The 23,110-nt window shown below is 52.0% G+C and carries 30 protein-coding genes; all 30 read left to right on the plus strand.

Going from position 1 to position 23,110, the window contains the following annotated elements:
- The first annotated feature begins 1,059 nt into the window (after window positions 1–1,059).
- Entirely contained in the window at window positions 1,060–1,644 is a 585-nt protein-coding gene (locus ACH6CX_RS17925; protein ID WP_233006508.1) for a lipopolysaccharide assembly protein LapB, read from the plus strand.
- Between the two features lie 15 nt (window positions 1,645–1,659).
- Complete coding sequence (locus ACH6CX_RS17930) at window positions 1,660–2,019, plus strand: hypothetical protein (RefSeq protein ID WP_233006507.1); 360 nt, start codon at window positions 1,660–1,662, stop codon at window positions 2,017–2,019.
- Window positions 2,020–2,034: 15 nt separating this feature from the next.
- Window positions 2,035–2,523: a tetratricopeptide repeat protein gene (locus tag ACH6CX_RS17935; RefSeq protein WP_233006506.1), complete on the plus strand. Its 489-nt coding sequence runs from the start codon at window positions 2,035–2,037 to the stop codon at window positions 2,521–2,523.
- A 6-nt stretch (window positions 2,524–2,529) separates the two neighbouring features.
- Window positions 2,530–3,684: a tetratricopeptide repeat protein gene (locus tag ACH6CX_RS17940; RefSeq protein ID WP_233006505.1), complete on the plus strand. Its 1,155-nt coding sequence runs from the start codon at window positions 2,530–2,532 to the stop codon at window positions 3,682–3,684.
- Window positions 3,681–3,956, plus strand: coding sequence for a flagellar biosynthetic protein FliQ (locus ACH6CX_RS17945; RefSeq protein WP_233006504.1), 276 nt, complete (start codon window positions 3,681–3,683; stop codon window positions 3,954–3,956). The genes ACH6CX_RS17940 and ACH6CX_RS17945 overlap by 4 nt, the downstream gene beginning before the upstream one ends.
- 11 nt (window positions 3,957–3,967) lie before the next feature.
- Window positions 3,968–4,729, plus strand: coding sequence for a flagellar biosynthetic protein FliR (locus ACH6CX_RS17950; RefSeq protein ID WP_233006503.1), 762 nt, complete (start codon window positions 3,968–3,970; stop codon window positions 4,727–4,729).
- A complete protein-coding gene (locus tag ACH6CX_RS17955) occupies window positions 4,729–5,805 on the plus strand; it encodes a flagellar biosynthesis protein FlhB (RefSeq protein ID WP_233006502.1) in 1,077 nt (358 codons plus the stop codon). The genes ACH6CX_RS17950 and ACH6CX_RS17955 overlap by 1 nt, the downstream gene beginning before the upstream one ends.
- A gap of 1 nt (window position 5,806) precedes the next feature.
- Window positions 5,807–7,831, plus strand: coding sequence for a flagellar biosynthesis protein FlhA (gene flhA / locus ACH6CX_RS17960; protein ID WP_233006501.1), 2,025 nt, complete (start codon window positions 5,807–5,809; stop codon window positions 7,829–7,831).
- A gap of 13 nt (window positions 7,832–7,844) precedes the next feature.
- Window positions 7,845–8,546, plus strand: a complete 702-nt coding sequence (locus tag ACH6CX_RS17965) for a flagellar hook-basal body protein (RefSeq protein WP_233006500.1) — start codon at window positions 7,845–7,847, stop codon at window positions 8,544–8,546.
- An 8-nt stretch (window positions 8,547–8,554) separates the two neighbouring features.
- Entirely contained in the window at window positions 8,555–9,331 is a 777-nt protein-coding gene (gene flgG / locus ACH6CX_RS17970) for a flagellar basal-body rod protein FlgG (RefSeq protein ID WP_396676117.1), read from the plus strand.
- Window positions 9,332–9,390: 59 nt separating this feature from the next.
- On the plus strand, window positions 9,391–10,287 hold the full coding sequence (gene flgA, locus ACH6CX_RS17975; protein WP_233006498.1) for a flagellar basal body P-ring formation chaperone FlgA: 897 nt from the start codon (window positions 9,391–9,393) through the stop codon (window positions 10,285–10,287).
- On the plus strand, window positions 10,277–10,909 hold the full coding sequence (locus tag ACH6CX_RS17980) for a flagellar basal body L-ring protein FlgH (RefSeq protein ID WP_233006497.1): 633 nt from the start codon (window positions 10,277–10,279) through the stop codon (window positions 10,907–10,909). The genes flgA and ACH6CX_RS17980 overlap by 11 nt, the downstream gene beginning before the upstream one ends.
- On the plus strand, window positions 10,897–12,045 hold the full coding sequence (locus ACH6CX_RS17985; protein ID WP_233006496.1) for a flagellar basal body P-ring protein FlgI: 1,149 nt from the start codon (window positions 10,897–10,899) through the stop codon (window positions 12,043–12,045). Before ACH6CX_RS17980 ends, ACH6CX_RS17985 begins: the two co-directional genes overlap by 13 nt.
- Before the next feature lie 13 nt (window positions 12,046–12,058).
- Window positions 12,059–12,445: a hypothetical protein gene (locus tag ACH6CX_RS17990; RefSeq protein WP_233006495.1), complete on the plus strand. Its 387-nt coding sequence runs from the start codon at window positions 12,059–12,061 to the stop codon at window positions 12,443–12,445.
- Between the two features lies 1 nt (window position 12,446).
- The gene (gene flgC / locus ACH6CX_RS17995) at window positions 12,447–12,881 is read left to right on the plus strand and encodes a flagellar basal body rod protein FlgC (protein WP_237062883.1); all 435 of its coding nucleotides are present in this window, start codon (window positions 12,447–12,449) and stop codon (window positions 12,879–12,881) included.
- Between the two features lie 4 nt (window positions 12,882–12,885).
- The gene (gene fliE, locus ACH6CX_RS18000; RefSeq protein ID WP_237062881.1) at window positions 12,886–13,176 is read left to right on the plus strand and encodes a flagellar hook-basal body complex protein FliE; all 291 of its coding nucleotides are present in this window, start codon (window positions 12,886–12,888) and stop codon (window positions 13,174–13,176) included.
- 23 nt (window positions 13,177–13,199) lie between these two features.
- Window positions 13,200–14,534 carry a flagellar basal-body MS-ring/collar protein FliF gene (gene fliF / locus ACH6CX_RS18005; RefSeq protein WP_233006492.1) on the plus strand — a complete coding sequence of 445 codons (1,335 nt, stop codon included), beginning with the start codon at window positions 13,200–13,202 and terminating at the stop codon, window positions 14,532–14,534.
- Window positions 14,535–14,685: 151 nt separating this feature from the next.
- Window positions 14,686–14,874, plus strand: coding sequence for a hypothetical protein (locus ACH6CX_RS18010; protein WP_233006491.1), 189 nt, complete (start codon window positions 14,686–14,688; stop codon window positions 14,872–14,874).
- A 91-nt stretch (window positions 14,875–14,965) separates the two neighbouring features.
- The gene (locus ACH6CX_RS18015) at window positions 14,966–15,589 is read left to right on the plus strand and encodes a hypothetical protein (protein WP_396676121.1); all 624 of its coding nucleotides are present in this window, start codon (window positions 14,966–14,968) and stop codon (window positions 15,587–15,589) included.
- Window positions 15,582–16,889, plus strand: a complete 1,308-nt coding sequence (locus tag ACH6CX_RS18020; protein WP_396676123.1) for a FliI/YscN family ATPase — start codon at window positions 15,582–15,584, stop codon at window positions 16,887–16,889. Before ACH6CX_RS18015 ends, ACH6CX_RS18020 begins: the two co-directional genes overlap by 8 nt.
- The gene (locus tag ACH6CX_RS18025; RefSeq protein WP_237062877.1) at window positions 16,886–17,341 is read left to right on the plus strand and encodes a hypothetical protein; all 456 of its coding nucleotides are present in this window, start codon (window positions 16,886–16,888) and stop codon (window positions 17,339–17,341) included. Before ACH6CX_RS18020 ends, ACH6CX_RS18025 begins: the two co-directional genes overlap by 4 nt.
- Window positions 17,328–17,921 (plus strand): hypothetical protein, encoded by a 594-nt coding sequence (locus ACH6CX_RS18030; RefSeq protein WP_396676125.1) that lies wholly within the window; start codon window positions 17,328–17,330, stop codon window positions 17,919–17,921. Before ACH6CX_RS18025 ends, ACH6CX_RS18030 begins: the two co-directional genes overlap by 14 nt.
- Before the next feature lie 23 nt (window positions 17,922–17,944).
- The gene (locus ACH6CX_RS18035) at window positions 17,945–18,358 is read left to right on the plus strand and encodes a flagellar hook assembly protein FlgD (RefSeq protein ID WP_237062874.1); all 414 of its coding nucleotides are present in this window, start codon (window positions 17,945–17,947) and stop codon (window positions 18,356–18,358) included.
- A gap of 2 nt (window positions 18,359–18,360) precedes the next feature.
- Window positions 18,361–19,566, plus strand: coding sequence for a flagellar basal-body rod protein FlgF (gene flgF / locus ACH6CX_RS18040; protein WP_233006485.1), 1,206 nt, complete (start codon window positions 18,361–18,363; stop codon window positions 19,564–19,566).
- A complete protein-coding gene (locus tag ACH6CX_RS18045) occupies window positions 19,563–20,324 on the plus strand; it encodes a FliM/FliN family flagellar motor switch protein (RefSeq protein ID WP_396676127.1) in 762 nt (253 codons plus the stop codon). The genes flgF and ACH6CX_RS18045 overlap by 4 nt, the downstream gene beginning before the upstream one ends.
- A 19-nt stretch (window positions 20,325–20,343) precedes the next feature.
- The gene (locus tag ACH6CX_RS18050) at window positions 20,344–20,658 is read left to right on the plus strand and encodes a FliM/FliN family flagellar motor switch protein (protein ID WP_233006483.1); all 315 of its coding nucleotides are present in this window, start codon (window positions 20,344–20,346) and stop codon (window positions 20,656–20,658) included.
- Window positions 20,659–20,679: 21 nt separating this feature from the next.
- A complete protein-coding gene (locus ACH6CX_RS18055; RefSeq protein WP_233006482.1) occupies window positions 20,680–21,036 on the plus strand; it encodes a hypothetical protein in 357 nt (118 codons plus the stop codon).
- A gap of 8 nt (window positions 21,037–21,044) precedes the next feature.
- Window positions 21,045–21,764, plus strand: coding sequence for a flagellar type III secretion system pore protein FliP (gene fliP / locus ACH6CX_RS18060; RefSeq protein ID WP_233006481.1), 720 nt, complete (start codon window positions 21,045–21,047; stop codon window positions 21,762–21,764).
- 9 nt (window positions 21,765–21,773) lie between these two features.
- Window positions 21,774–22,484: a sigma-70 family RNA polymerase sigma factor gene (locus tag ACH6CX_RS18065; RefSeq protein ID WP_233006480.1), complete on the plus strand. Its 711-nt coding sequence runs from the start codon at window positions 21,774–21,776 to the stop codon at window positions 22,482–22,484.
- A 209-nt stretch (window positions 22,485–22,693) separates the two neighbouring features.
- Window positions 22,694–23,110: DUF6531 domain-containing protein (locus tag ACH6CX_RS18070; protein WP_396676131.1), on the plus strand; the 417-nt coding region annotated here is incomplete at its 3' end.

Consider the following 23,110-nt stretch of genomic DNA (forward strand, 5'->3'; position numbering starts at 1 on the left):
TACATGCTTGTTAACGGGCTAGGCATCGCCTGCACCTGCGCTGCATCGAGCTGTCACGCCGGTAACTTGTTCGTGGCAAGTTACGGGCCTCACCTTACCGAATTTTTGGGGGATTTCACCATACAAGAAGCTGCCGGCTATTTCTTCTGGTTGTTAGGGGTCGCCGGCTAGAAAGCGATCCAAGGATTCGTCACGGCCTCCTTCGCCCCTATCTTCCGTCTCTCGGTCTCTTTTCTCTTCCTGTTACGGTACCGGCTACCCTTCACCTTGCTCGATACACATGCCTGGCTAAATATCACACCACTCTTATCAGTGCCGGATACCATGTGCGAACGGCAATAGCAGCAATACCGATATCTATTTATCCATTTGCCAGAAATAAATGCGTTTACGGCAAGCTCCATCAAATAAAATATATTCGGTTAATAACCGGGGGTGAGCTCCTATACCATGTAAAACTAATTACGGCAATTACACGCTCTTACATCTTGGGGGCTCACCGATACCAAATCAGAAGCTGTCTAAAAATTGTACCGGGGTGAAAAAGATTTAGTTGTAAGCAGAAAAAGTGTGACGCTGTTCCGTCTGCAGGGTTACATTGGGTCAAATTTTCTTTATTATTTCGCCGGTCCGCGACCCTTAAAAAAATAGAAGTGGCGGGTTTGGTGCTTTTGGGGAATTAGAAGTCTATGCGGTACGCAGTTCTTTGCGCGCTCTTGCTGTGCTCAGCTTGTTCCATTACTACACCCACAAGTGTGGTCCAGCCAGCTTTCTATACTCGAACCCCCTGGGTGGTTGAGGGGCAATTCTCTCCAGTCACGCGACATCTCCAGATTTTTATTGATGGGCAACCAGTAATGGCCGGAAATGGCGGTTGGTGTGCCCGAACAACGACTCTGCATGGTCGTTATATGGGGGCAAAGCTGACGGCCTTCTGCCATAGCGGAAATTTCTTTAGCAACCGAAATTCACACTGCGAATTAACAATAGATGGTGTGGAATCAGGTTTGATCCACTTCGATTAAGCATTCGCCTGCAAGTTTCAATTGGGATACTGCAATGAGCCAACTCACATCCGATGAGCTATTTCACCTCGGCCTACATTCCCTGGAGTCCGACGACGTGGAAAAGTCCCTGGACCTGTTCAAGCGCTGTGTTGAATCAGATCCAAACCATGCAAAGGCTACTTATATGATTGGTGCGTTGTATGCACAGATCCAGATGGTGGATAGTGCTGCAGAGTGGATGCAGCGTGCGATAGATATGGATGCTGGCGAGAAAACAGCAGTTTTCCAGCTCGGCCTGCTTTACTTGACCTCGGGCGAGGTGGAAAAGGCGAGAAGTACCTGGGAAGGCCTGTCAGGTTTGCCTGAAGACCACGCTTTCAGGCTGTTCAGTCAGGGGATGCTGGCACTTGTCGAGGATGACTTCGAAGGATGTATCAAGCATCTGGAGATGGGCATAGCAAGAAATGACTTCAATGCCCCACTGAATAACGATATGTCCAGGGTGATAGAGTCAGCTGCGGCGGCACTGGAGAGCCAGGCTGCGGGCGCTAACCTGGAACCGGCCGAAGCCCCTGCCACCCGGGCAGGAACGCACATTGCCCTCAGTGGTTACCGCCAGTCCCTCAAGAAGCACTAAATCTGGAGCAGGACCTTGGATCCCATTGATGGCGTAGGTGCGCTCTCACGCTTATTGCGAAGCAGGGTTTCCACAGAAAAGAGAGACACGAAGGTAGATGGTCGGGAAAAAACCGCATCGACCAATGCAAGAGTGTCATTGCCGGAGCTCGAAAAAGAACTCAAGACCAGATTGAAACAGATAGAGGCAGAATCAGGCGATACGGAGAAGAAAACAAAGGCCGTTCTCGAAAGCGTTCTTGCATGGGAATTCGGCGATAAAGTCCGGAATGAGCCAAAATTTAACCTTCTGGTAACCCGGATTCATCATCATCTCAATAATGATAAAAACCTCAGCCAGGCGTTGCACAACCTCATCGCACGGCTTGGTTCCTGAAGAGAGTATAGAAGATTGTCTGCGAACAACGATAGTGAACAGAGGCAGCGCCTCAAGCCAATCCTGGCGCTGGTAAAAGCAGAGAACTACGAAAATGCATTACCGCTGCTGAAGGAATTTGTCGAAGAGTTTCCGGCAAATGAAGTTGCATTGGGCATGCTCTCCGCCACGTACCAACAGCTGGGCATGATCGAAGAGGCTCGCACGCATTTTCAGAAGATTTTGAAGCTGAACCAGGATAATGCACTGGCCCGCTTTCAGTTGGGGATGACATATTTCCAGGCGCGAGACTGGCATACGGCGCTGGAAGTATGGAAGCCACTGGTCGATTCAGATGACGATTACGCCGCGACTTTCTACAGTGCCGTCAGCCACATTAACCTGGGCAACCGCGAGTTAGCGGTTGAGCTATTCAAAGCCAGTAGCAAGAACATGCCTAAAAACCATCCCCTGTTCCAGCAGCTAGAGAAGATAGCTGCCGAACTGAACTTCCGCCTGCCGTAATCGAAAATGAATAATGTAAACGAAAAAATTTCCCAGTATCTCGGCTACCTGAAGCTGGATCCGGGTAATAGCATCCTGTGTGTACAGCTGGGCGACCTGTATCACAAGCTGGGGGACCTGGCGGAAGCGCGTAAGTATTTTTCCCAGGCACTTGAGCAGGAGCCCGAGAACAGTATCCACCATTCCAGGATGGGGAATGTCTGTCTTTCTGAACATAAATTTGAAGAAGCCATCAAATACTTTGAGGATGCACTAAAAATCGCTGATGAGGATCCAGGCCTCACGTACAACCTTGGTCTTGCGAAGTTTTACGCAAAGCAATTTGAAGAGGCCCTGTTGGCTTTTGAATCGCTGCAGGGCCAGTTGCAGGATTTACCCGACCTTGGCTTCTACCTTGTTTCAAGCCTGCACAACCTGGGCAGGAAGAAAGATGCCATTACCCAGGCGGAAGAGCTGCTCGTTAAAGCCCCTAGTAATAAGCTCCGTGGTTATCTTTCCCTTATTAGAATGGATGACTTCGATATGGCCGCCGCCGTCAGGGATGCGAATGAGGTCCTTATCAGCGATCCCGAGAATGTCGATGCTGCCACCGTGCTTGGAAACCACGCCATCGAAGAGCAGGAAATCACAAAAGCGAAAAAGCTGTTTGAGCTTGTGGCCGCGCGAGAGCCGGATAGTCCCCGGGGCTGGCAGGGTAAAGGGCTTGTCGCCTTGTTGGATAAGGACCTCGACTCAGCAGAGCACTATTTTCGGAAAACACTTGAGATCGACCCCCACCAGGTAGGTAATTACAACACACTGGGATGGACCTACATTGTCAAGCACGACTTCCAGCGCGCTGAAGGGATTTTCCGCAAGGGTGTGGAGGCAAACAGGAATAACTCTGAAGTTCACGGTGGCCTGGCTGTAGCCCTGGTGTTCCAGAATAAGCTGGATGAGGGGCGTCGCGAGGCAGATACGGCGCTGAAACTCAATAAGTTTTCCTTCGGTGCTATTTATGCAAAGAGCATCATGCTGAAATTAAAAGGCAAGGATAAGGTCGCCTCGAAAGTACTGGGGGGCATGCTGGATCAACCGCTGGGGGATGGAAAAGCTTCCCTGATGGATCACTTGAGAAAGTACGAGAGCCGAAATGGCGGCGAGACTGATAAGACGCTATGAGTGAAGACCTGGCTGTCTCGCTGCTTTCCCAGATGCTATGGGTTGCGATTAAGGTATCGGTGCCTGTTCTTGGTTTGACCCTGATTGTTGGTCTTGTTGTCAGCATTTTCCAGGTGGTCACCCAGCTTCAGGAAATGTCGTTAACATTTATTCCCAAGTTGTTGGTCGCAGGCTTGGCACTCATTGCTTTCGGCGGCTGGATAATTTCGCAGATAACGACATTTGCTGGTGGCCTTATCGGGCGTATACCAGAGATCCTGCAGGGACTCTAAGGTACTCGGCGATGGCTTTTCAATTTTCGAGTGAGTGGCTGCTGTCTGTATTGCTGGTTGCAACAAGGTTGTCACCACTTGTTTTCTTTAGCCCATTGTTTTCATTAAGTAAGGTCCCAGCCAGGATATCTGTGCTGCTTATTATTATTGCTGCAGTCGGTATATCGCCATTGATCAATACCGGTGGCATTGCGGGGATCGAGACAGCCGTTGAACTGGCTGTATTTGTCATGGGCGAGGTTGCCATCGGGCTACTGATGGCGTTCGGGGTGTTCGCCGCTTTCGCAGTGTTCAGCTTCGGGGGTAGGCTTCTGGATATGCAAATGGGTTTTGGTGTTGCCGCCGCAGTGGATCCGGCCAGCGGTGCGCAGTCACCTTTGATTGGTACTGCAATCCTCTCAACGGCGGTGCTGGTGTTCTTTCTTGCTGATTACCACCACGTTTTCCTGAAAGCCTTTATTTACAGCTTTTCGAGCTTACCCCTGGGGGGAGGGCTCGCAGGAATAAGTGGTAATGCTGTGATAGCGCAATTTGGCCTAATGTTTACATTAGGACTAATTCTTGTAGCGCCAGTGGTGGTGGTCCTGCTATTCCTGGATGTTTCCATGGCATTAGCAGCAAGGTCGATGCCACAAATTAATATGTTCATGCTGAGCATACCTATAAAAATCCTCGTCGGCCTCGTACTTTTGGCATTGCTTGCAGCAACCTTCGGGGAAATTTTTACCCAGGCCTATGAGTCGATATTTCGTTACTGGGGAGCGTTAGTCTAATGGCCTCGGATGAACAGGAACAGGACCGATCGGAACCGGCAACGCCTTACAAGCTTGAGCAGGCCAGGCAGCGTGGCCAGGTGGCAAAAAGTATAGAAGTCAATGCCTGGGTTATTCTCGCAATTTGTACGTTGGTCGTATTCGGTCTCTTTGACACGTTGGTAAGAAACTACCTGCACGCAAGTCGGTTCTATCTTGCCAACGCGGGAAGTATTCCGCTCAACGGAAATAATGCCGTTCTTTTGTTAGAAAAAGTATTTGATGACTTGACTTTTGTCTTTGCGCCAATAATTGCCGCAATTGTAATTGCCGCCATCTCAGCCAGTTTTATACAGATCGGGCCGGTCTTCAGTTTGCATCCGCTGAAGCCGGATTTTAAACGGCTGAATCCCGCTGAAGGATTCAAGCGGATTTTCAATAAAAAAATAATTTACGAGCTGATAAAGACCTCGATAAAAATTTCAATTGTTGCGGCCCTGGTTTGGACTGCCGCAGCCATGACCATCGACCAGATTTTTCAGCTCAGGGGCGCTGGCATAGGGCACCAGCTGCAAGAGCTATCAGGTATTGGTTTTATATGGGTCGCCATGGTGCTGTCTGGCCTGGGGGCAATCGCGATCGTTGACCTGGCGTATACGCGATGGGAATACAAGGACAATATGCGTATGAGCCGCCGCGAGATAAAGGAGGAGGTCAAGCGGCGTGACGGGGACCCGAAAGTCAAGGCAAAGATAAAGGAGCTTCAACGTGAAGCGGCGAAAAAGGGGCAATCCCTTGCGAATATCCCGGATTCGGATGTGTTAATCACAAACCCGACGCATATCAGTATCGCTATAAGGTATGACCGAGAAGTAATGCCCGCACCGATTGTTACTGCCAAGGGTGCTGGTGATCTTGCACTGAAGATGCGTATTAAGGCGTCGCAATCGGGAGTGCCAATAATTGAAAATAAGCAATTGGCGAGGTTGCTGTATCGTGAAAGCCAGCTGCAGGACTCGATCCCGCCGGAAACATTTCCCGACGTCGCAAAGATCCTTGTGGATGTAATAAGAAAGAAGGCAGAGGTGAAGAAGTAGGATGAAATGGAATAAAAGCCTTCTTTCAGGACACAGTGACCTGATGCTGGTGTTGGCAATGGTGGGGATCCTTATGGTCCTTTTTACGCCAATACCCGCAGTGTTGCTCGATTTTCTGCTGGTACTCAATATTGCATTCGCACTACTGATCCTTCTGCTGACCTTTTATGTAGAGAAGCCGACGAAATTCTCTACATTTCCCTCTTTGCTCCTGATGGCAACCCTCTTCAGGCTTTCCCTGAATATTGCTGCTACACGGCTAATTCTTGATGATGCCGATGCAGGGCAGGTAATCGGTGCCATCGGCGAGCATGTCGTATCAGGGAACTATGTGATTGGCCTGATCGTATTCCTCGTCCTTATCGTCGTGCAATATGTAGTTGTGACCAACGGTGCGCAGCGGGTGGCCGAAGTCTCGGCGCGCTTCACCCTGGACAGTATGCCAGGCAAGCAAATGAGCATTGATGCTGATCTCAATATCGGGTTGATCGACGAGCATGAGGCAAAGCGCCGTCGTGAAGAGATTGAGAAAGAGAGCAATTTCTACGGATCCATGGACGGTGCCAGTAAGTTTGTAAAGGGAGATGCAATCGCCGGAATTATTATCATACTGATCGATATTATTGGCGGGCTGACCATCGGTATCGCGCAAAAGGGTATGTCCTGGTCAGAAGCACTGCAGACCTTCACGCTACTGACTGTGGGTGATGGGATCGTGACCCAGATTCCAGCGCTGATAATCTCTACAGGCACGGGAATAATCGTTACCCGGGCCACCTCAGATGCGTCCCTGTCACAGGAGATCAGTCGCCAGATTACCTCTTTCCCCAAGATTCTGGTGTTGATTGGGCTGGCACTACTTTTAATACTGTTTCTTCCTGGTCTGCCGGCACTACCAGTATTAACAGCCCTCGCTATCGTTGGAGCGCTGACATACTTTGCCATTACCAAGGGCAAGGTGTCTGTTACAGATGAGCCAGAGAATGAGGCTGAAGAGCCAGACGTATACCAGTCACTCGGGGTGGATCCACTGGTAATCGAGATTGGCCCGGGCCTTACGGAGGCTTTCACCGATGGCGGATCCTTTAATGAGCGAATTGCCAGCTATCGAAAGAAAAGTGCCCGAGAAACTGGCTTTGTGATTCCATCAGTAAAAGTCATGGATGGCGAAGGCCTCACGGAGACGGAGTACCAGATATTGGTAAATGACGTCCCGATTTCTTCCGGACACCTACATCTGGATAAATTGCTGGCCATCAACCCCGGTGATGCCGGTGAAGAGATAGAGGGAATAGAAACCAAAGAACCGACGTACGGTTTGCCGGCACGCTGGATTGATGAAGGCTCGCTACAGCTGGCCGAGTTAAACGGTTATACGATTGTCGATCCGGTTACTGTCTTGATCACCCACTTGAGTGAGATTCTGAAAAGTAGTGCGTCGGAGCTGTTAACGCGAAAAGAGGTCGAGCAACTCGTCAATCAGCTACGGCCCGATTATACAAGCGTGATCGACGAGCTGATTCCATCCCTGATGACCATGACAGATGTCCAGAAGGTGTTGCAAACCCTGCTTTCTGAACATGTTTCAATCAGGAACATGCCGATGATTCTTGAAGTTCTTGTAGACAAAGCTCGTATTAGCAAGGACACATCCTACCTTGCCGACCAGGTCAGGGAGCGGCTGGCTGGGCAGATATGTCGCCAGTTGGCTAATGACCAGAACGACTTGTATGTGATGGTCCTGGATCCGGCTGTTGAAAAAACCATCAATGAGTCGTTGCAGAGAATCCAGGAAGGTCGTGCACCGATGGACCCGAAATTCTCAGAGCAGCTATTAAAGCGTATTGCCGGCAATGTTGAAAAAATGATGTCTGCGAATATCAATCCGGTTTTGCTCTGTAATCACGGCATTCGTTCGTACCTGAGAGACTTCTCGTCCAAGGCAATACCGCAGCTGTCAGTATTGTCGATGAACGAAGTAAGTAAGAATGTGCAATTAAAATCTTTTGGTGTAGTCACCGTTTGAGGATGCAGTAACGATGGATAGTGTACTGGCAATCGCTGAGGCAAATATTTCTGCGCGCATGGAGCAGATCTCAGTAAGTAGTAATAATGTGGCGAATATGAGCACCACGGGGTATAGGAGCTCATTATTGGTAGAACCTTCTTTTGAGCGCGCCTATACAGAGGCCCAGGGTTCTATCCATAAAGGCCACTATACGCACGTGGATTTTACGCCAGGTAACATCCGTACTACTGGACGATCACTGGACTTTGCCCTCGCCGGTGACGGGTTCTTCAAGCTCGATACAACTTCAGGAACCTACCTGACCCGAAACGGCCAATTCAATATTGCAGAGGGTGGCCAGCTGGTCGGGGCCAATGGCTGGCCTGTGAGCCTTGTAGGGCAGCAGGCTCCGCTGGATCGCGATATTGAAGTGCGACAGGACGGCAGGATATTCAGTAAAGGTGAAGAGGTGGCCCGCTTCGATATCGTTATCTCTGATGGCAGCCAGATGGAGGAGGTCGCTCCAGGGCTATATAAGGTTGGGGAGTCTGGAGTGGAGGGGCACGAAAATCCGCAACTGATCCAGTCGCACCTGGAGGCATCTAACGTCAACATGCTACATGAAATGCAGAAAATGATGTCCGCGGTCCGGAGTATTGAAAGCTCACAAAAGATACTCCGGAATTACGATGCGCTTATGGATACTGCAATTACCACTCTTGGTGAATTCTAGGAAAGATCATGATTGATTCATTTTTCATCGCAGCAACAGGCATGCATGCACAACAGAAGCAGATTGACTCGGTGTCGAATAACCTCGCCAATCTGAACACGCATAGCTACAAGAAAAGCCACGTAGCATTTGAATCACTGATGGCCACCCAATTAGAAAAGTCCTTTCATGCGCCTTATGTAAGGGAAGGTACGGTAAAAGGGGTGGGAGTGTCCGCTGTCAAGCAGAACACGGATTTCAGTGCTGGCGAGATGATACAGACAGGGCGGGCGCTTGACGTGGCTATCAATGGCGAGGGCTTTTTCGAAGTCCAGTTGCCGGATGGTAGCTATGCCTATACCCGAAACGGTCATTTTGAGGTGAATAGCGAAGGGGTTCTCGTAACCTCTGGCGGGGCAATGGTAAGCCCGGGCACCGAGATCCCATTCGATGCAACTGACGTTGTCATTGGCGGAGATGGCGCGGTACAGGTGAAATATGCGAATGCACAGGAATTTGTCCAGGTGGGAAGCCTGGAGATTGCCCGTTTCGAAAATGAGTCAACCCTGGTTCCAATTGGTAGCAGCATGTACCTGAAAACAGAGCAGTCAGGAGACCCTGTTTTCTCCCGACCTGATGAGTTTGGTGCAGGAAAAGTTCGCCAGGGATACCTCGAAAGCTCAAATGTTGAAATGGTTGAAGAGATTACAACGATGATGGTTGCGCAGAGGGCATACCAGGCAAACTCACGGGTACTGCAAATGTCAGACCAGGTCCTGGAAATTATCAATAACCTGAAAAGCTAAAGCTGATGCTGGCAGCGCATTTGCTTAGCCTGGTTCTCTCTGTCGGGTCGTCTTCAGTCATGACAATTGACCTTAAGACCACTGTGGTTATTGAGTCGGCCTACCCCGTTCTCGGGGACCTCGCTGTAATCTCGCAGAAAACAGCAGGCAGTGATGCTTTAGATCTCGCGGGTGTACCTATCGGTGGTCCACTACTACCTGGGCGGAAATACAGATATAGCAGGGCAGAGGTGGAATATCACCTGAGACAGGCTGGAGTTGATCTATCAGGTATTGAATGGGGTGGCCCAGCTCGGGTGACGGTGAATCGTAAGCTGGGCCAGCTGGGTGCCCACCGACTCGAGCAGCGAGTCAAGGAAGAAGTGGCTGCAAGATTCGCGGTACCTTTGGAGAGCCTTGAGATATCTATCGATGATGGCTTCTCGATTGGCGTTCCAGATGGAGAATTTGGTCTGGATGTGCAGATAGAACAGTCAGCCCCAGCCAAGCAGATGTCGGCTCTTATTGCAGTCACATCAGCCGGAAGGTTGATACGGAAGGACAGAGTAAGGTTCTGTGTTTCTCTGTGGAAGCTGGCCATCACAGCAGCAACAGATATTCGCAGTAATACGGAGATCTCTCATAGCCTGGTTTCCAGGGAGTCTGTAGATGTACTGACCGCAAGAGGGGAGGTGGTTGAGTCACTGAGCGAATTGGCGGGAACAAGGGTGGTACGGCCGGTGCGTGCTGGACAGCCGATTGCCCTGGTCGATATAGAGCCGGTCCCTGCTGTACTGAAAAGTCGTGAAGTAGAAGTGATATATGCCAGCGGGAAGATAGCGATAAAAATGAAAGGGATGGCTCTTGAGGATGGGATTATAGGTGAAACTGTAATGGTCTCCATCCCGACATCAGATACACCTGTGACCATAAAAGTGACAGGAGAAAAACAGGGGAGGATAGAAAATGGCGTATGACGCAGGCAAAAAAGGTGTTTTATGCCTCATTCTGATGCTGGCGCCCGGGTTGGTTCTCGCTAATGGGGGACCTGGCTTTGAGGCCGAGCCAGAGGAAGAGTATCCCGAAGAGACCGGATCGCTCTATTCGGAAGAGACATATCAGTCCCTTGTCGAGGATCATCGCGCAAGATTTCTGGGTGATACGCTTACCGTGCTCATCCACGAGGCTGCAAGTGCAACAAGCAAAGCCGATACGGACACTGAAAAGAACTCCAAGATATCTGTCAGGGCCTCTGATACTCATAATACAGTTGGCGGTGACTTTCGGGGTTCCTCCGAGTTTGATGGTGGAGGTGTAGAACGGCGATCCGGGGAAGTGATCGGCAAGATCAGTACGACTGTTGAGGCAATCTTGCCCAACGGTGAACTCTTTGTGCGCGGCCAGCAGGTGATTTCGCTGAACAATGAAGCCCAGACGATTTTCGTCGAGGGACGGGTACGCCCAGAAGATATATCTGCCGATAACACCATTCTTTCTACACGACTGGCAGATTCAAATATCAAATTCCAGGGGGATGGTCTGCTCTCACGTAAAGAAACCCCTGGCCTGATATCTAGAGCGCTGGAGTGGCTATTTTAATGCGGTACGTTTATTCCTTTCTGAAGATTGCCGTGTTGATTTTCCTTGGGACCGGCTATTCATTGCATGTGAGTGCCGAAAGCGTTCGTCTGAAGGAGCTGGCCCGCCTCAAGGCCGATCGCGCGAATATGCTCGTTGGTTACGGTGTTGTGACTGGCCTGGCAGGCACCGGGGATAGCTACAATAACCGGCTTACCAAGCAGTCTATTAGCAACCTGGTCGAGAACCTTGGTCTCAATATCGATTCCCGAGACCTGAGGGCCAGGAACGTAGCTGCAGTAATGATCACGGCCTCGCTTCCTCCGTTCGCCCAGCCGGGTTCCAGTATTGACGTGACTGTAAGCTCTATGGGGGATGCGCGCTCCCTGCTCGGCGGAACACTCGTAACGACACCTCTGCTTGGTCCAGATCAAAGGATTTATGCCCTAGCACAGGGAGCTCTCTCGATCGGTGGTTATCGGTATGACCTCAACGGCAACCTTGTGCAGAAGAATCATCCGACCACAGGGACAATCGCCAATGGCGGTATTATTGAGCGTGCAGTTGCCAATGGACCAAGCGGGCGGGACAAGAGACTCACGTATGTCCTGAACACTCCTGACATTACAACTATCAGCCGAATTGTCGATACAGTGAATAGCCGGTTTGGTGGTGAGTTTGCAGCCGTGGTTGGTCCTGGCACATTCGAAGTCTATCCGCCACAGCAGGGTAATAATGGTCTGTACCAGTTCCTGGCGAAACTGGAGTCATTGACGATTAACCCGGATATCAGGGCGAGAGTTGTTCTCAATGAGCGCACGGGCACAGTGATTGCTGGTGGGGATGTCAGGATTTCACCTACCACTATTACACACGGCGATATGGTCGTCTCAATAAGCACAGATTTTTACGTATCCCAGCCAAATGTGTACTTCGGTCGAAATAATCTCCCGAATGTAAGCACTGAGGTGGTGCCGGATACGGAGATAAATGTAATAGAAGAAGAGTCCGTAATGATCAATATGCCAGAGGAAAGTAATGTGGCAGAGCTGGTAACTGCGTTGAGAAAAGTCAATGCCAGCAGCAGGGATATCATTACTGTATTACAGGGACTCAAGGCTGCCGGTGCGCTGCATGCGGAACTGGTGATTCAATAAGGGAGTTAGAAAAATGATAGATGAGTTATCAGGCTCAACATCTGCGCTGGTAAAGGTAATGTTGGATGCCAATCTGCAGTCCCAACGCTTATCTGCCAACAATATCGCAAATGTGAATAGTCGTGGATACAGCCCTATGGCCGTGGATTTTACCAGGCTCTACCAGGACGCGGAGGCCATCCTGCTTGGCAAGGGAGAGTCATCGGTCAATGAGCTGAATGCGGTCAAGGGGGCAGTCGGCTCAAGGGAATATACCCTGACACAGAATTCTGAAGTGTCTCTGGATATGGAGATGGTTCGTTTGAACCAGGCGGTAGTCCAATACCAGACATTACTTAAGGCGTTGGGAAAATATGGTGGCCTGGTGAAGATGGCCATTAACGGTGAGCAGGCGAAGTAAAATGAGCTATCTGGCAGTTTTTGATATCAGTGCTTCAGGCATGAGCATTGAGAAGTCACGTCTTGAGCTTGTCGCGACCAATCTCGCAAATGCGAATAAAACGCGGCCGGCGAGTGAGGCGCCATACAGTGCAAAGAGCCTGGTTTCTACTGCGGCATCAGCGTCATCCTTCTCCAGGGAGCTTGATGCGGCCGGACAGGTTCCGGCATACGGTGTTGAGCAAGCCATGATTCTCCAGAGCACAGAGCAGCACCGGGTCAGCTATGAACCGGCTCACCCTCACGCGGATAAGGATGGTTTCGTGAAGTACTCAAATGTTGACCTGCTTACGGAGATGATGTCGATGATGCGCTCTGTGCGGGCCTATGAGGCCAATGTAAAGGCGGTAAACGCCTATAAGGCCATGGTCCAGCAGGCATTGGAAATAGGAAGCTAAAACTATGGCGATAGAACCGATCAGTGAAATCGGCATTGAATCACTTGTCCCCTCAAGGCTGCAGCATTCTGAATCTGAAAACTTTTCATCCTGGTTTACCCAGCAACTGGGTGACCTCGATAACCAGATACAGAAATCCGAGGCGGCCCTGCAGGATCTGGCGTTGGGTAAGGCAGAGAACGTCCATGATGTTATGTTCGAGCTGGAAAAGAGTCGCACAGCGTTTCAGTTGACGTTACAAGTTCGTAACAAGGTGCTCGAGGGTTACCAGGAAATTATGCGAATGCAGGTTTAAGCCTGCATTTATAGGGGTTATTGATGAAGTTTTTAGAGGGAAAGCCGCTACTGTTTGGCGGCATCGCATTGATCGTGGTATTCCTGGTGGTTGCCTCGTACTGGATACTTTCCTCCGGTGAAGAGGTTCTGTTCAGGGAGCTCGCCCCAGAGGAGGTGGATAAGGTTTCCGCCGAGTTGAGCGTACGGTCGATAGAGCACAGTATTGACAGGGCCCAGGGCACAATCAGTGTGGCCAAGGCGGACCTGTCTCGTGCGAAGGAGACCGTAATGAACAGTGGCAATGCCTTTCGTGAAATCATTGGTTTCGAACTGTTCAATGAGTCAGATTTCGGCATCACCGATTTTGCCCAGAGGGTGAATTACCAGAGGGCATTGGAGGGTGAGCTATCCAGGACAATCGGTTCTCTAGATGATATCCGGCATGCCCGTGTTCATCTTGTGCTCCCGGAAAAGAAGCTCTTCTCTGAAGACGAGGAGAAAGTATCGGCCTCAATTACGGTATATCTCGATCCCGGAAAGGAAATCAGTGCTTCCCAGGTGGCAGGCATCAAGAAGCTGGTTGAGTCCTCGGTTCCCAAGATATTGCCCCAGGATATCTCCATTGTTGATCAGTCAGGCCGGGTACTTGAGGGCGGAGTGTCCAGCGGGGATGGTGTGGTTGGCGGCCAGCTACGCGAGAAGATCCGTACCGAAAAGTATTTGCAGGGCAAACTGTCGAATATTCTGGACGGAAGCCTTGGGCCGTCCAGCTATGTTGCCCATGTCGACGTATCTCTAGTGATGAATAATCGGACTGTCCAGACAGAGCGGTTGATATCGCCAGGGGACGGTGCCGGAATAAAGAAGATCAGGGAGACCGAAAGCCGCGGGGCGGGCGAGGATCAGGGCAGCCGTGACAAGTCCAGGGAGGTCAGTTACGAGTATGGCCGGGAAATCAGTAATACCGAGTACGCGGGATACGACATCGCGCGGGTGAGTGTAGGGGTAGTCATCGATACCGGGCTTGAGGGTGTGAAGACGGATGACGTCCGGGATCTTGTCTCTTCGGTTCTGGGTATGAAGCCGGACCGCGGTGACACAGTTACCGTGATCAGGAACAACATTGCACTCAAAAAAGCATTTGATAAATACAATCAACAACCGCTACCAGAGGCCCCTGAACAGGACCGGCCGGAACCCTCTCTCGCGGTTCCCTCACAGTATATCCTGATCGCAATCGCACTGTTGCTGGGTCTTGGTGCCATCCTTATGGCAGGCAGGATGATTACAGAGCGTTCCAGGGTACGCAGGGTTTCTAGGCAGCTTCAGCAATGGGCTGAGCTCCCCAGTAATGTGGTGGAATACAGTGATAGATGAGAAGCAATTGGCGATAGATATCTTTCTCCTGCCTCGAAGAAAGCGCGAGAAAATGCTATCCGGCCTACCGGAATCACGCAGGGAGATCCTTGAGAGCTATTTCGCCAAATTTAAGGCCGCGGCTGACGATAAGCCAGAGCACGGAAAGCCCATGTTACCGGTAGACTTCAGCAGGTCGTCTATGGTGGCCGAGCAGTTGCCAGGTGGCTCCGCGGCACTTATCCGTCGTGTGGACAGGCTCCTGGCAGGCGATGACCAGGCTTTTCCAGAAGCCCTTGGAAAAGCGCTGCAGGACTACTGTCGCTCCTCCAATGAGGTGAAGAATGCCAACCAGCGTTAAGAGAAAGCTTCTTGGTGCCCTGTCCGAGGGAGATGTTACTCATGCACCAGAAACAGCATCAGCTGAGTCTGTTGCCCCTCCTGCGGAGAACATGGAAGAGATAAAGTGGCGCATGCACCAGATGGATGCAGAAATTTTGCGCTTGCGTGAAGAGCTGGCCCGGAGTAGGGCCGCGGCAGAGCAGCTCCAGGAATCTCTTGCAAGAGCCGATGAGGATGCTTACCAGGCGGCGATGGAAAGAGGTCGTGCAGATGGTGTGAAAGCCTATGAAGACAAGATCCAGGAGATTGAGTCTCGCCATGGCAGGGGGCTGGAGGAATTGATGCAGCTGGTTTCCTCCGCGATGCAGGAAGAGCGCCAGTTTATTCAGCAGAATATTGCCGATACCGTTGCCGTATCGGTAGCCAGGATCATTGGAGAGAGCCGAATCAACCCGAATTACCTGGCTGACAGCATCTGCAAAGTTGTTGAGGAGCTTCGCAGTCGAGGTAGAGCGGAGGTTATCCTGGGAGAGAAACTCCATAGTGCGCTCTCGAGGAGCCGTGCGACCTTCGAACGGGTTTCCCAGCTCGCATCTATCAGCTGCAAGCCTGAGCTGGAGCCCTTTGGAATCCTGGTTGACGTTGAGGATGAAGTAGTCGATGCCGGCTATGAGTCCCAGGTTCGCAAGGTCCACCAGCTGATCTCTGACTATCTGGGCTCGCGCAATGCTTGAGGAACTCAACCTCCGGATTCAATCCGCAAACTTGCTCGAGTCATACGGCAAGGTTGAGGAGTTTGTGGGCCTCAGTGTCAAGGCAAAAGTCCGGGATGCCTTTTACGGCGAGGTATGCACTATCTCCAGTAGCCGGGGCCATAGCCTGGATGCGGAGGTAAAGGGGTTTCGGGATGGCAAGGTCGTCCTTCTGCCCTATGGGGATCTTACGGGGCTAACCCCTGGCTGTTTTGTCAGGAGAACGCACTCTGTTCTCCAGGTCCCTGTCAGCGATGCCATGCTTGGCCGTGTACTTGATGGAATGGCGAGACCTATAGACAGTGGGCAGCCCGTTAGTAAAGGCGCAAGCAGGCCGCTTCGGGCCGGTTCTTTGTCGCCTATGGATCGGGGCCGTATCAATACCGTGCTGGAGACCGGGGTCAAGGCCGTTGACAGTATGCTCACGATCGGTGAGGGCCAGAGGATTGGTGTCTTCGCCGGAGCAGGTGTAGGGAAGTCCTCTCTCCTGGGTATGCTAACCAGTGGTGTAGATGCTGACATTACGGTAATTGCCCTGATTGGGGAGCGCGGCAGGGAGGTCAAGGATTTCCTCGAGGAGGTTATTACTCCCGAACAGCGCCAGAGAACGGTAATTATTGCCGCGACGGCGGATGAGCCGGCAGTTATGCGGGTGAATGCGGCTTTTACGGCGATGGCTATCTGTGAGTTCTTTCGCGATCAGGGTAAGCGGGTATTCCTCGCTATGGATTCGCTGACAAGGCTGGCAATGGCGCAACGGGAAGTCGGCCTGGCAGTCGGTGAGCCCCCCACTGCCAGGGGTTACACCCCCTCGGTGTTTGCCTTGCTGCCTGAACTGGTAGAGCGCGCCGGCAAGAAAGAGGGTGCCGGAAGTATCACTGGGGTGTACACCTTGCTGGTCGAAAACGAGGAGGCTGAGGATCCGGTGGCTGAGTGTGCCCGAGCCATACTGGATGGCCATATCGTGCTTAATCGCTCAATTGCGAATGAAGGGCGATATCCTGCGATTGACTATCTCTCAAGTATCAGCCGACTGGCAGGAAAGCTTCAGTCCCCACGTGAGCAGCAGCTTTGTAGAAAATCACGGAGTCTTATCAAGGCATATATTGAGGGGAAAGAATTAATCGGCTTGGGCGCCTACCAGGAAGGGCAGAATGCCGAGGTTGACCAGGCACTCGATCAGGTGCCAAAGCTGTATGCGCTTTTCCGGCAGGATGGAAGTGCAGATATGGATCGTGCCGGCGTTTACCTGCAGATGGCCAAGATCATGGGTGAAGCATGAGTGAACTGGCCCAGCTGAATAGTCTGCTGAAAATCAGTCGCGCGGAGATCGGGCAGATCATGGCAGATATTGCAGAGTTAAATTCCTCTATAGACCGGTTGGTGGCGGAGGATGCCCAGGCAGGGAAGGACATCTCCGCTGCCGAGTTGGCGTATCGGGCGATACTCAGGGACGACCTGACGGCGTTCAAGCTAGAACAGCTATCCCTGATACGGGAAAGAGTTGTGTATTTCGAGGCCCGCCAGGTACAGCTTCGTACCCAGTTGAAGGAATTGCGTGAACGCGCTGACTCACTAAAGGCCTCGGTTCAGGCTCGCGATGGAAAATGTAAGCGATATGAAGAGCGAATCGCAGAATTGAGAAGGGATATTGGACGACGTAATGAAAGACGGCGTGATCGTCTCTGTGAAGAGCACATCCTGACAAAGTGGGCTGCCTATGAAGGTCGTTGATTTGCCAACTACGGCTAACGTTGCGGGCGCCAACTTGGGGTCGAACAAAAGGGATCTTGGCTGGGAAAAAGAGTTCCTGCAACAGCAGTCACGTTATTCCGGTGGGGACTCCAGGGGCGGTGTCGAAAATCGCACAGCTGATAAGACGGAGGTGGCGGCAACAGCTGGTCGCCATCGACCCCCGGCCCCAGCGGGCAAGGTGGCGGAGCTGGCGCGGCAGCCCGGGCCGCTGGCCCGGCAGGGGCATGGCCTGCCCTCACCGGGGGAGAAGATGGCAATTGGTGCCTATAAACAGCTTGGTGCGCTCGGTTCCCGCCCTGAGGGGCAGCGTTTGGTGCAAAGTGCGCTGAGCCGGTTGGGCACGCCCAATTTACCGCGGGCTTCCGGTCTCCGAACCTTTCTGGCACGTCTCAGGGGACACCTGGTGGTGGATAGTAAGGGGGGCGTATCAATCTGGATTGGAAAAAAACTGGACGGTAACGAGAAAAAAGCAGTCATTGAGTACGTCAAGGCTGCGCTTCGGGAAAACGGGCTGGTGCTCAGGCAGTTAACTGTGGCCGGGGCGGTCGAGAAAGTTTAATAAATACAAAGGTGGGCAAGTAAATGGATATAGGCACGCTAGGGGCAGTAAATTCTACCTCCACACAGCAGCAGCAGACTGCAACCGTGAACCAGGAGGACCTGTTCAACATCCTCCTGACACAGCTGAACTACCAGGACCCGCTTGAGCCGATCGATAATGCCGAGTTTATTTCCCAGCTGGCGCAATTTACCAGCCTGGAGCAGGCGCGCCAGACTAACGAGAGTATCCAGTCGCTGATCAAGATTGAAGCGGCAAACCAGGCGATCGGCATCCTCAGCAGGACGGTCGAGGTGGCAACTGAAACCAGTCGGGAGCTGGGGGATGTAATTTCCGTAAATTTCAATTCCGGGTCACCAGTTCTAACCATTGAGACCTCGGATGGCCGTTTCTTGACCGACATTCCTCTTTCCCAGGTACAGGCAGTAGGTAGCTAATTATGTTGAGTACTGTTTTTTCCAGCCTTGCAGGCTTGCAGACGTTCAGTAAGGGCCTTGACGTTATCAGCGGGAACGTGGCCAATGTGAATACACCAGGATACAAGGGTAACCAGGCGGTCTTTGCCGATGTTTACTATGGCTACCAGTACTCCGATGGTGACCGCCCATACCTGGAGAATGGCATTACCGGCGCAGGTTCCGAGGTTATCCAGACCACAATCAATTTTTCGCAGGGCGACCTGCGGGATACCGGTAATGACACCGACCTGGCGATCGATGGCGAAGGGTTCTTTATCCTGGAAGAGGATGGCAAACGTTTCTATTCCAGATTCGGGCAATTTTCATTTGATAACGACGATTACCTGGTATCGCCTTCGGGTGCAAAGGTAATGGCTCTCGATGACGCCGGAAACCTGGTGCCCCTGAGCCTTGATGGCTTGAAAACCATGCCGGCAAGGCCAACAGAAAACCTCACTTTCCTGGGCAACCTGTCACTGGGTTCAACCCAGCACGTGATTTCGGATGTCGAGGTAATCGACTCGCTGGGCTCTACACAGGTGCTGACCCTGACGTTTCGCAACAATAACGCGAATACACCCAGGAGCTGGTTTGTAGACGTTCGTGATGCTGATAACAACCTGGTGGCATCGGACCTGGAGATACGCTTCCAGGATAACGGGTCCCCGGCCGACGGCTTCAATACGGTGTCGTTCGACTTCCAGCCCCAGGATCGGGCCAACCAGAATATCACCCTCAATTTTGGCGATGTTGGGTCATTCGCTTTTGCCACCTCCTTCTCGGGCGCATCAGCCTCCGACCTGGCGCTTGAGGATAATGACGGTTACCAGCAGGGAGCCCTGCTTGGACTGTCCTTCAATGAGGATGGTGTGCTGGAAGCAAACTACAGCAATGAGGAAACCCAGCAGGGCCAGCAGATCGCTCTTGCACACATCCATGACAAGCAGGCGCTTACCCAGCTGGGCCAGGGGCTATTCGAGGCCAATCCACAGCAAACAATCGAGATCGGGCAGCCAAACCAGGATATCTATGGCCTGGTACTCGGGCAGAAACTCGAGGCATCCAATGTTGAGCTGTCCCAGCAGTTTACGGACATGGTCGTGGTTCAGCGCGGCTACCAGGCATCCTCGCAGATGCTGACAGCGGTTAACGAGATGATGCAGCAGTTGCTGGAGGCATCCAAGTGACGATCGTGACAGACGTTATTCGTGATTTCGAGTTTGTCGGTAGCCAGCGTCTAAAACGACTGCGCGCAGAACTTGAGCCCCGTCTCGAGGCCTTTGAGGCGGGATGGTGGCATGGCGTAAATACCCTGAAGCTTGTGGATGTGTGCGAGTTCTACACAGAGTCGTCACTTTACCATGACTATCGTATTTTCAGGAATATTCGCTTCGGTGATGAAAATATCATCTTTGTCGGTGATTCGGCGGTCTGGCACGAACTGTTTTCCTCGCTTTTTGAAGGTGAGTCGCTGGAGAGCGATGAACTGGAGCATCACATACTGCAACGGCTGTGCGAGGATTTCTGCCGCCGAATGGTGCCTGATGCGGATGGTGAAAGCATTAGTGTCGACGACCATGACGAGTCGGTAAACCGGTATGGAAGCGGTTGCGTTGCACTTGAAATGGACGTCCGCGGCATCCCGGTCTCGGTACTGCTAACACGTGGAATATGGAAGGGGCTGCTTGGGCCTGTGAAAACTGAACCCAGCAAAGGCGTCCAGCCGTTAAACAGTGCGGTGGGTCCCCAGAATACGTTGCTCCGGGCATATTTCAAAGCCAGTGATATTCCATGTGAGTCAGTAATGGATTTGAAGCCTGGTGACTTTGTCCCGTTGGGCCAGGATTTTACCGGCGTGGTCAGCGTGTCTTGTGGCTCGCAGCCAGACCTGTTTGCGGCTGTCCTGGGTAAAACGGATGAAAACCGGGCTATTAAAATTACGTAACAGTTGAGAGGTAGTTATTGTGGAAACTTTGGATGTGGAACTTCAGGAATTGACGCAGGACAGTGAGGGCGCGACCGTTGTTCCTCCATCAGTGGATATGATCCGGCATGTGCAAGTCGAGCTTCGCGTCTCCGTCGGTAGTGCCCGTATATCCGTGGAGGAGCTGTTTAACCTGAAAAAAGGAGAACTTCTTTCCCTGGATAAAAAGGTTGATGAGCCCGTGGATGTATTTGTTAACGGTGCATTGGTTGCCAGGGGTGTATTGGCCTCGCAGGGCGATTCTCTGGGTGTCAGGATTACCGAGATTGATAATGCCAACAAAGCGGTATCCTGACAGGCATAAGGAGTCCCAGTGGTGAAATGTCGGGCAAATGGACTGCGGTTTGCAGCCGTGCTGTTAGTTTCCAATAGCCCTGTTGCTATGGCCCAGGCAGGGACTGATTTCCTTGTCTGGACCTTTGCCAAGGCGCTGCTTTCGGTGCTGGTGCTTCTGGGCCTGACTTTTGTTGCCCTAAAGGCCTATGTTCACTGGCGGGGGCAGGGCAGTAGTACTGGCGGTAACACTGCCGAAATAGGCCTGCAAGAGCGAAAGCGTGTCAGTAATAGCCTTACGCTGTATTCAATTTCCTGGAAAGGCAAGGAATACCTGGTAGCGGAAATGGGGAACAACCTCACCGTAGTAGATAAAACAGAAAAAGATGTAGAAGCATGAGGTCATTGTTGTTCATTCTCCTGGCTCTTTTGCCAGGGATTGTTGCCGCTGCCGATGTGTCATTCCCTGGTGTTGATATCCAGTTTGATGATGGGGGCGCGGATCTAAGCCTGGCGCTGAAGATTCTGCTGGGTATGACGGTGCTTAGCCTTGCGCCGGGCATCCTGATAGTCATGACCTCCTTCACCCGTATCATCCTGGTGCTGGCTATGTTGCGGCATGCGTTGGGCATGCAGCAGACACCGCCAAATATGGTGCTGGTCAGTCTTGCGCTGATACTCACCCTGTTCAGCATGAAGCCTGTCATCGAGGAGATTAACAGTCAGGCATACCAACCCTATACAAATGAGGAAATCGGCTCCGAAGCCGCCCTTGATCGGGGCGTGCAGCCCCTGCGGAGCTTCATGCTGCGGCAGACCAGGGAAGAAGACCTTGAGTTGATCTACGAGATAATGGCCGACGACCCTCCTGGCAAGGTTGATGATGTGGAACTCTCTGCACTGGTGCCCGCATTCCTCCTCAGCGAACTCAGGACCGCGTTCCAGATTGGCTTTATCATTTTTATCCCATTTCTGCTTGTGGATATTGTTGTGGCCAGCATGTTGATGTCACTGGGTATGATGATGGTCCCGCCGATGATGATTTCGCTTCCTATCAAGATCCTGGTGTTTGTCCTGATTGATGGCTGGAGTCTCGTAACCCTGTCATTGATGAACAGTTTTGTGTAGAGCGCGCCAATGGCAGGGATGCTCGATAGTTCCAGTCAAGAAGCAGCACTGTGGGATTCGTTCTCAGAGGGTGACCGTTCCGCAAGGGAAAAGTTGATTCTCATGCATCGCGGTCTCGCTGCGAAGATTGCGGGTAAATTTTATGCGGGCCGGATTGTCGATACGGTCTCATACGAGGATTACCTGCAGTTTGCCCTGCTCGGGCTGATTGAGGCTCTCGACCGCTTCGATATCCGCGAAGGGGTAAAGTTTTCGACGTTTGCCGGTTACCGGATTCGGGGTGCAATCCTTAACGGGCTCCCGAAAATGACCGAAAGCGCGAGCCAGTACGAGTTCTATAAAAGGGCCATGGAAGAAAGGAACGAATCGCTGATAGGTAATGGCGATGTCGATTTCGCAGGCTTTGTCGATGCGATCCTGAACCTGGCAGTGGGATTCCAGCTGGATGCAATCATGGCGGGTGAGCAGGCCCGTGACCATGGTGACCCCTATGCCAGCCATCATTACGACCAGCTTTTGCGCAGTATTTCAACGCTGGTGAAAAAATTGCCTGCCAAGCAGTATATGGTAGTGCGTGGTCACTATTTTGAATTCAAGTCCTTTTCCGATATCGGCCAGGAGCTGCAACTTTCCAAAGGGCGAATCTCCCAAATCCACAAGGAGGCCCTGACTCGCCTTCGTGAACTTCTCCGACAGCGGGACCATGTAAGCCTCGTCTAGCCCGCAGCCATTCACCTTGCCATTCCCTCGATAAAGCCAATCCAGTGCCCTGTGCTGTTCAGGACGTGTCTCTCTCCCAGTGGGTTGTGATTCGCGTCACATAAATGAATCGTGCGCCTAAACGTTAGTTCTCCCGACAGGAAAACCAGACAAATCAAGAAAAATTGCACGGCCGCGCTCGTGCCAATTGAATTCCTGGGGAACTCAAAATGTCTGTAACTCTTGTTGGCGGTAACGAACTGGGCCTGCTGGACTCTTCTTACGCACTCCTGAACGATAATAAACGCACGGCCAACAACCAGGTGGGCGGCGACGAGAAGCTGTACGTCAACGTCTCCAACGGCAACCTGCTCATCCAGCACCAGGACGCCTACCTGCCCAGCATGGGTGACGACTTCAACCTGGTGCGCACCTACAACGCCCGCGGGGCCGCCAGCGATGCCCACGGCCACGAGGACGCCCGCTGGTACTTCTCCACCGGCATCCGCCTGGACGTCAAGCAGGGTGGCCAGTACCTGGAGGTCCGCTACGGCGATGGCAGCCTGTACGATTACTACTGGGATGAGGCCCGCCAGCTGTATGTGTCGGTGGACGGCGCCGGCGCCTACGAGACCATCCGCGACCTG

Source organism: Microbulbifer sp. JSM ZJ756 (assembly GCF_044383805.1).
In the GTDB taxonomy this organism is placed as follows: Bacteria; Pseudomonadota; Gammaproteobacteria; order Pseudomonadales; family Cellvibrionaceae; genus Microbulbifer; species Microbulbifer zhoushanensis.

Coding starts and splice junctions, on each gene's coding strand:
- ACH6CX_RS18020 (WP_396676123.1), top strand. CDS start 15,582: ATGCTTGAGGAACTCAACCTCCGGATTCAATCCGCAAACTTGCTCGAG.
- flhA (WP_233006501.1), top strand. CDS start 5,807: ATGAAATGGAATAAAAGCCTTCTTTCAGGACACAGTGACCTGATGCTG.
- flgA (WP_233006498.1), top strand. CDS start 9,391: ATGACAATTGACCTTAAGACCACTGTGGTTATTGAGTCGGCCTACCCC.
- ACH6CX_RS17955 (WP_233006502.1), top strand. CDS start 4,729: ATGGCCTCGGATGAACAGGAACAGGACCGATCGGAACCGGCAACGCCT.
- ACH6CX_RS17925 (WP_233006508.1), top strand. CDS start 1,060: ATGAGCCAACTCACATCCGATGAGCTATTTCACCTCGGCCTACATTCC.
- ACH6CX_RS18030 (WP_396676125.1), top strand. CDS start 17,328: ATGAAGGTCGTTGATTTGCCAACTACGGCTAACGTTGCGGGCGCCAAC.
- ACH6CX_RS17950 (WP_233006503.1), top strand. CDS start 3,968: ATGGCTTTTCAATTTTCGAGTGAGTGGCTGCTGTCTGTATTGCTGGTT.
- ACH6CX_RS17940 (WP_233006505.1), top strand. CDS start 2,530: ATGAATAATGTAAACGAAAAAATTTCCCAGTATCTCGGCTACCTGAAG.
- ACH6CX_RS17990 (WP_233006495.1), top strand. CDS start 12,059: ATGATAGATGAGTTATCAGGCTCAACATCTGCGCTGGTAAAGGTAATG.
- flgF (WP_233006485.1), top strand. CDS start 18,361: ATGTTGAGTACTGTTTTTTCCAGCCTTGCAGGCTTGCAGACGTTCAGT.
- ACH6CX_RS18065 (WP_233006480.1), top strand. CDS start 21,774: ATGGCAGGGATGCTCGATAGTTCCAGTCAAGAAGCAGCACTGTGGGAT.
- ACH6CX_RS18010 (WP_233006491.1), top strand. CDS start 14,686: ATGTTACCGGTAGACTTCAGCAGGTCGTCTATGGTGGCCGAGCAGTTG.
- flgC (WP_237062883.1), top strand. CDS start 12,447: ATGAGCTATCTGGCAGTTTTTGATATCAGTGCTTCAGGCATGAGCATT.
- fliF (WP_233006492.1), top strand. CDS start 13,200: ATGAAGTTTTTAGAGGGAAAGCCGCTACTGTTTGGCGGCATCGCATTG.
- ACH6CX_RS17965 (WP_233006500.1), top strand. CDS start 7,845: ATGGATAGTGTACTGGCAATCGCTGAGGCAAATATTTCTGCGCGCATG.
- ACH6CX_RS18015 (WP_396676121.1), top strand. CDS start 14,966: ATGGAAGAGATAAAGTGGCGCATGCACCAGATGGATGCAGAAATTTTG.
- ACH6CX_RS18025 (WP_237062877.1), top strand. CDS start 16,886: ATGAGTGAACTGGCCCAGCTGAATAGTCTGCTGAAAATCAGTCGCGCG.
- flgG (WP_396676117.1), top strand. CDS start 8,555: ATGATTGATTCATTTTTCATCGCAGCAACAGGCATGCATGCACAACAG.
- fliE (WP_237062881.1), top strand. CDS start 12,886: ATGGCGATAGAACCGATCAGTGAAATCGGCATTGAATCACTTGTCCCC.
- ACH6CX_RS17945 (WP_233006504.1), top strand. CDS start 3,681: ATGAGTGAAGACCTGGCTGTCTCGCTGCTTTCCCAGATGCTATGGGTT.
- ACH6CX_RS17980 (WP_233006497.1), top strand. CDS start 10,277: ATGGCGTATGACGCAGGCAAAAAAGGTGTTTTATGCCTCATTCTGATG.
- ACH6CX_RS18035 (WP_237062874.1), top strand. CDS start 17,945: ATGGATATAGGCACGCTAGGGGCAGTAAATTCTACCTCCACACAGCAG.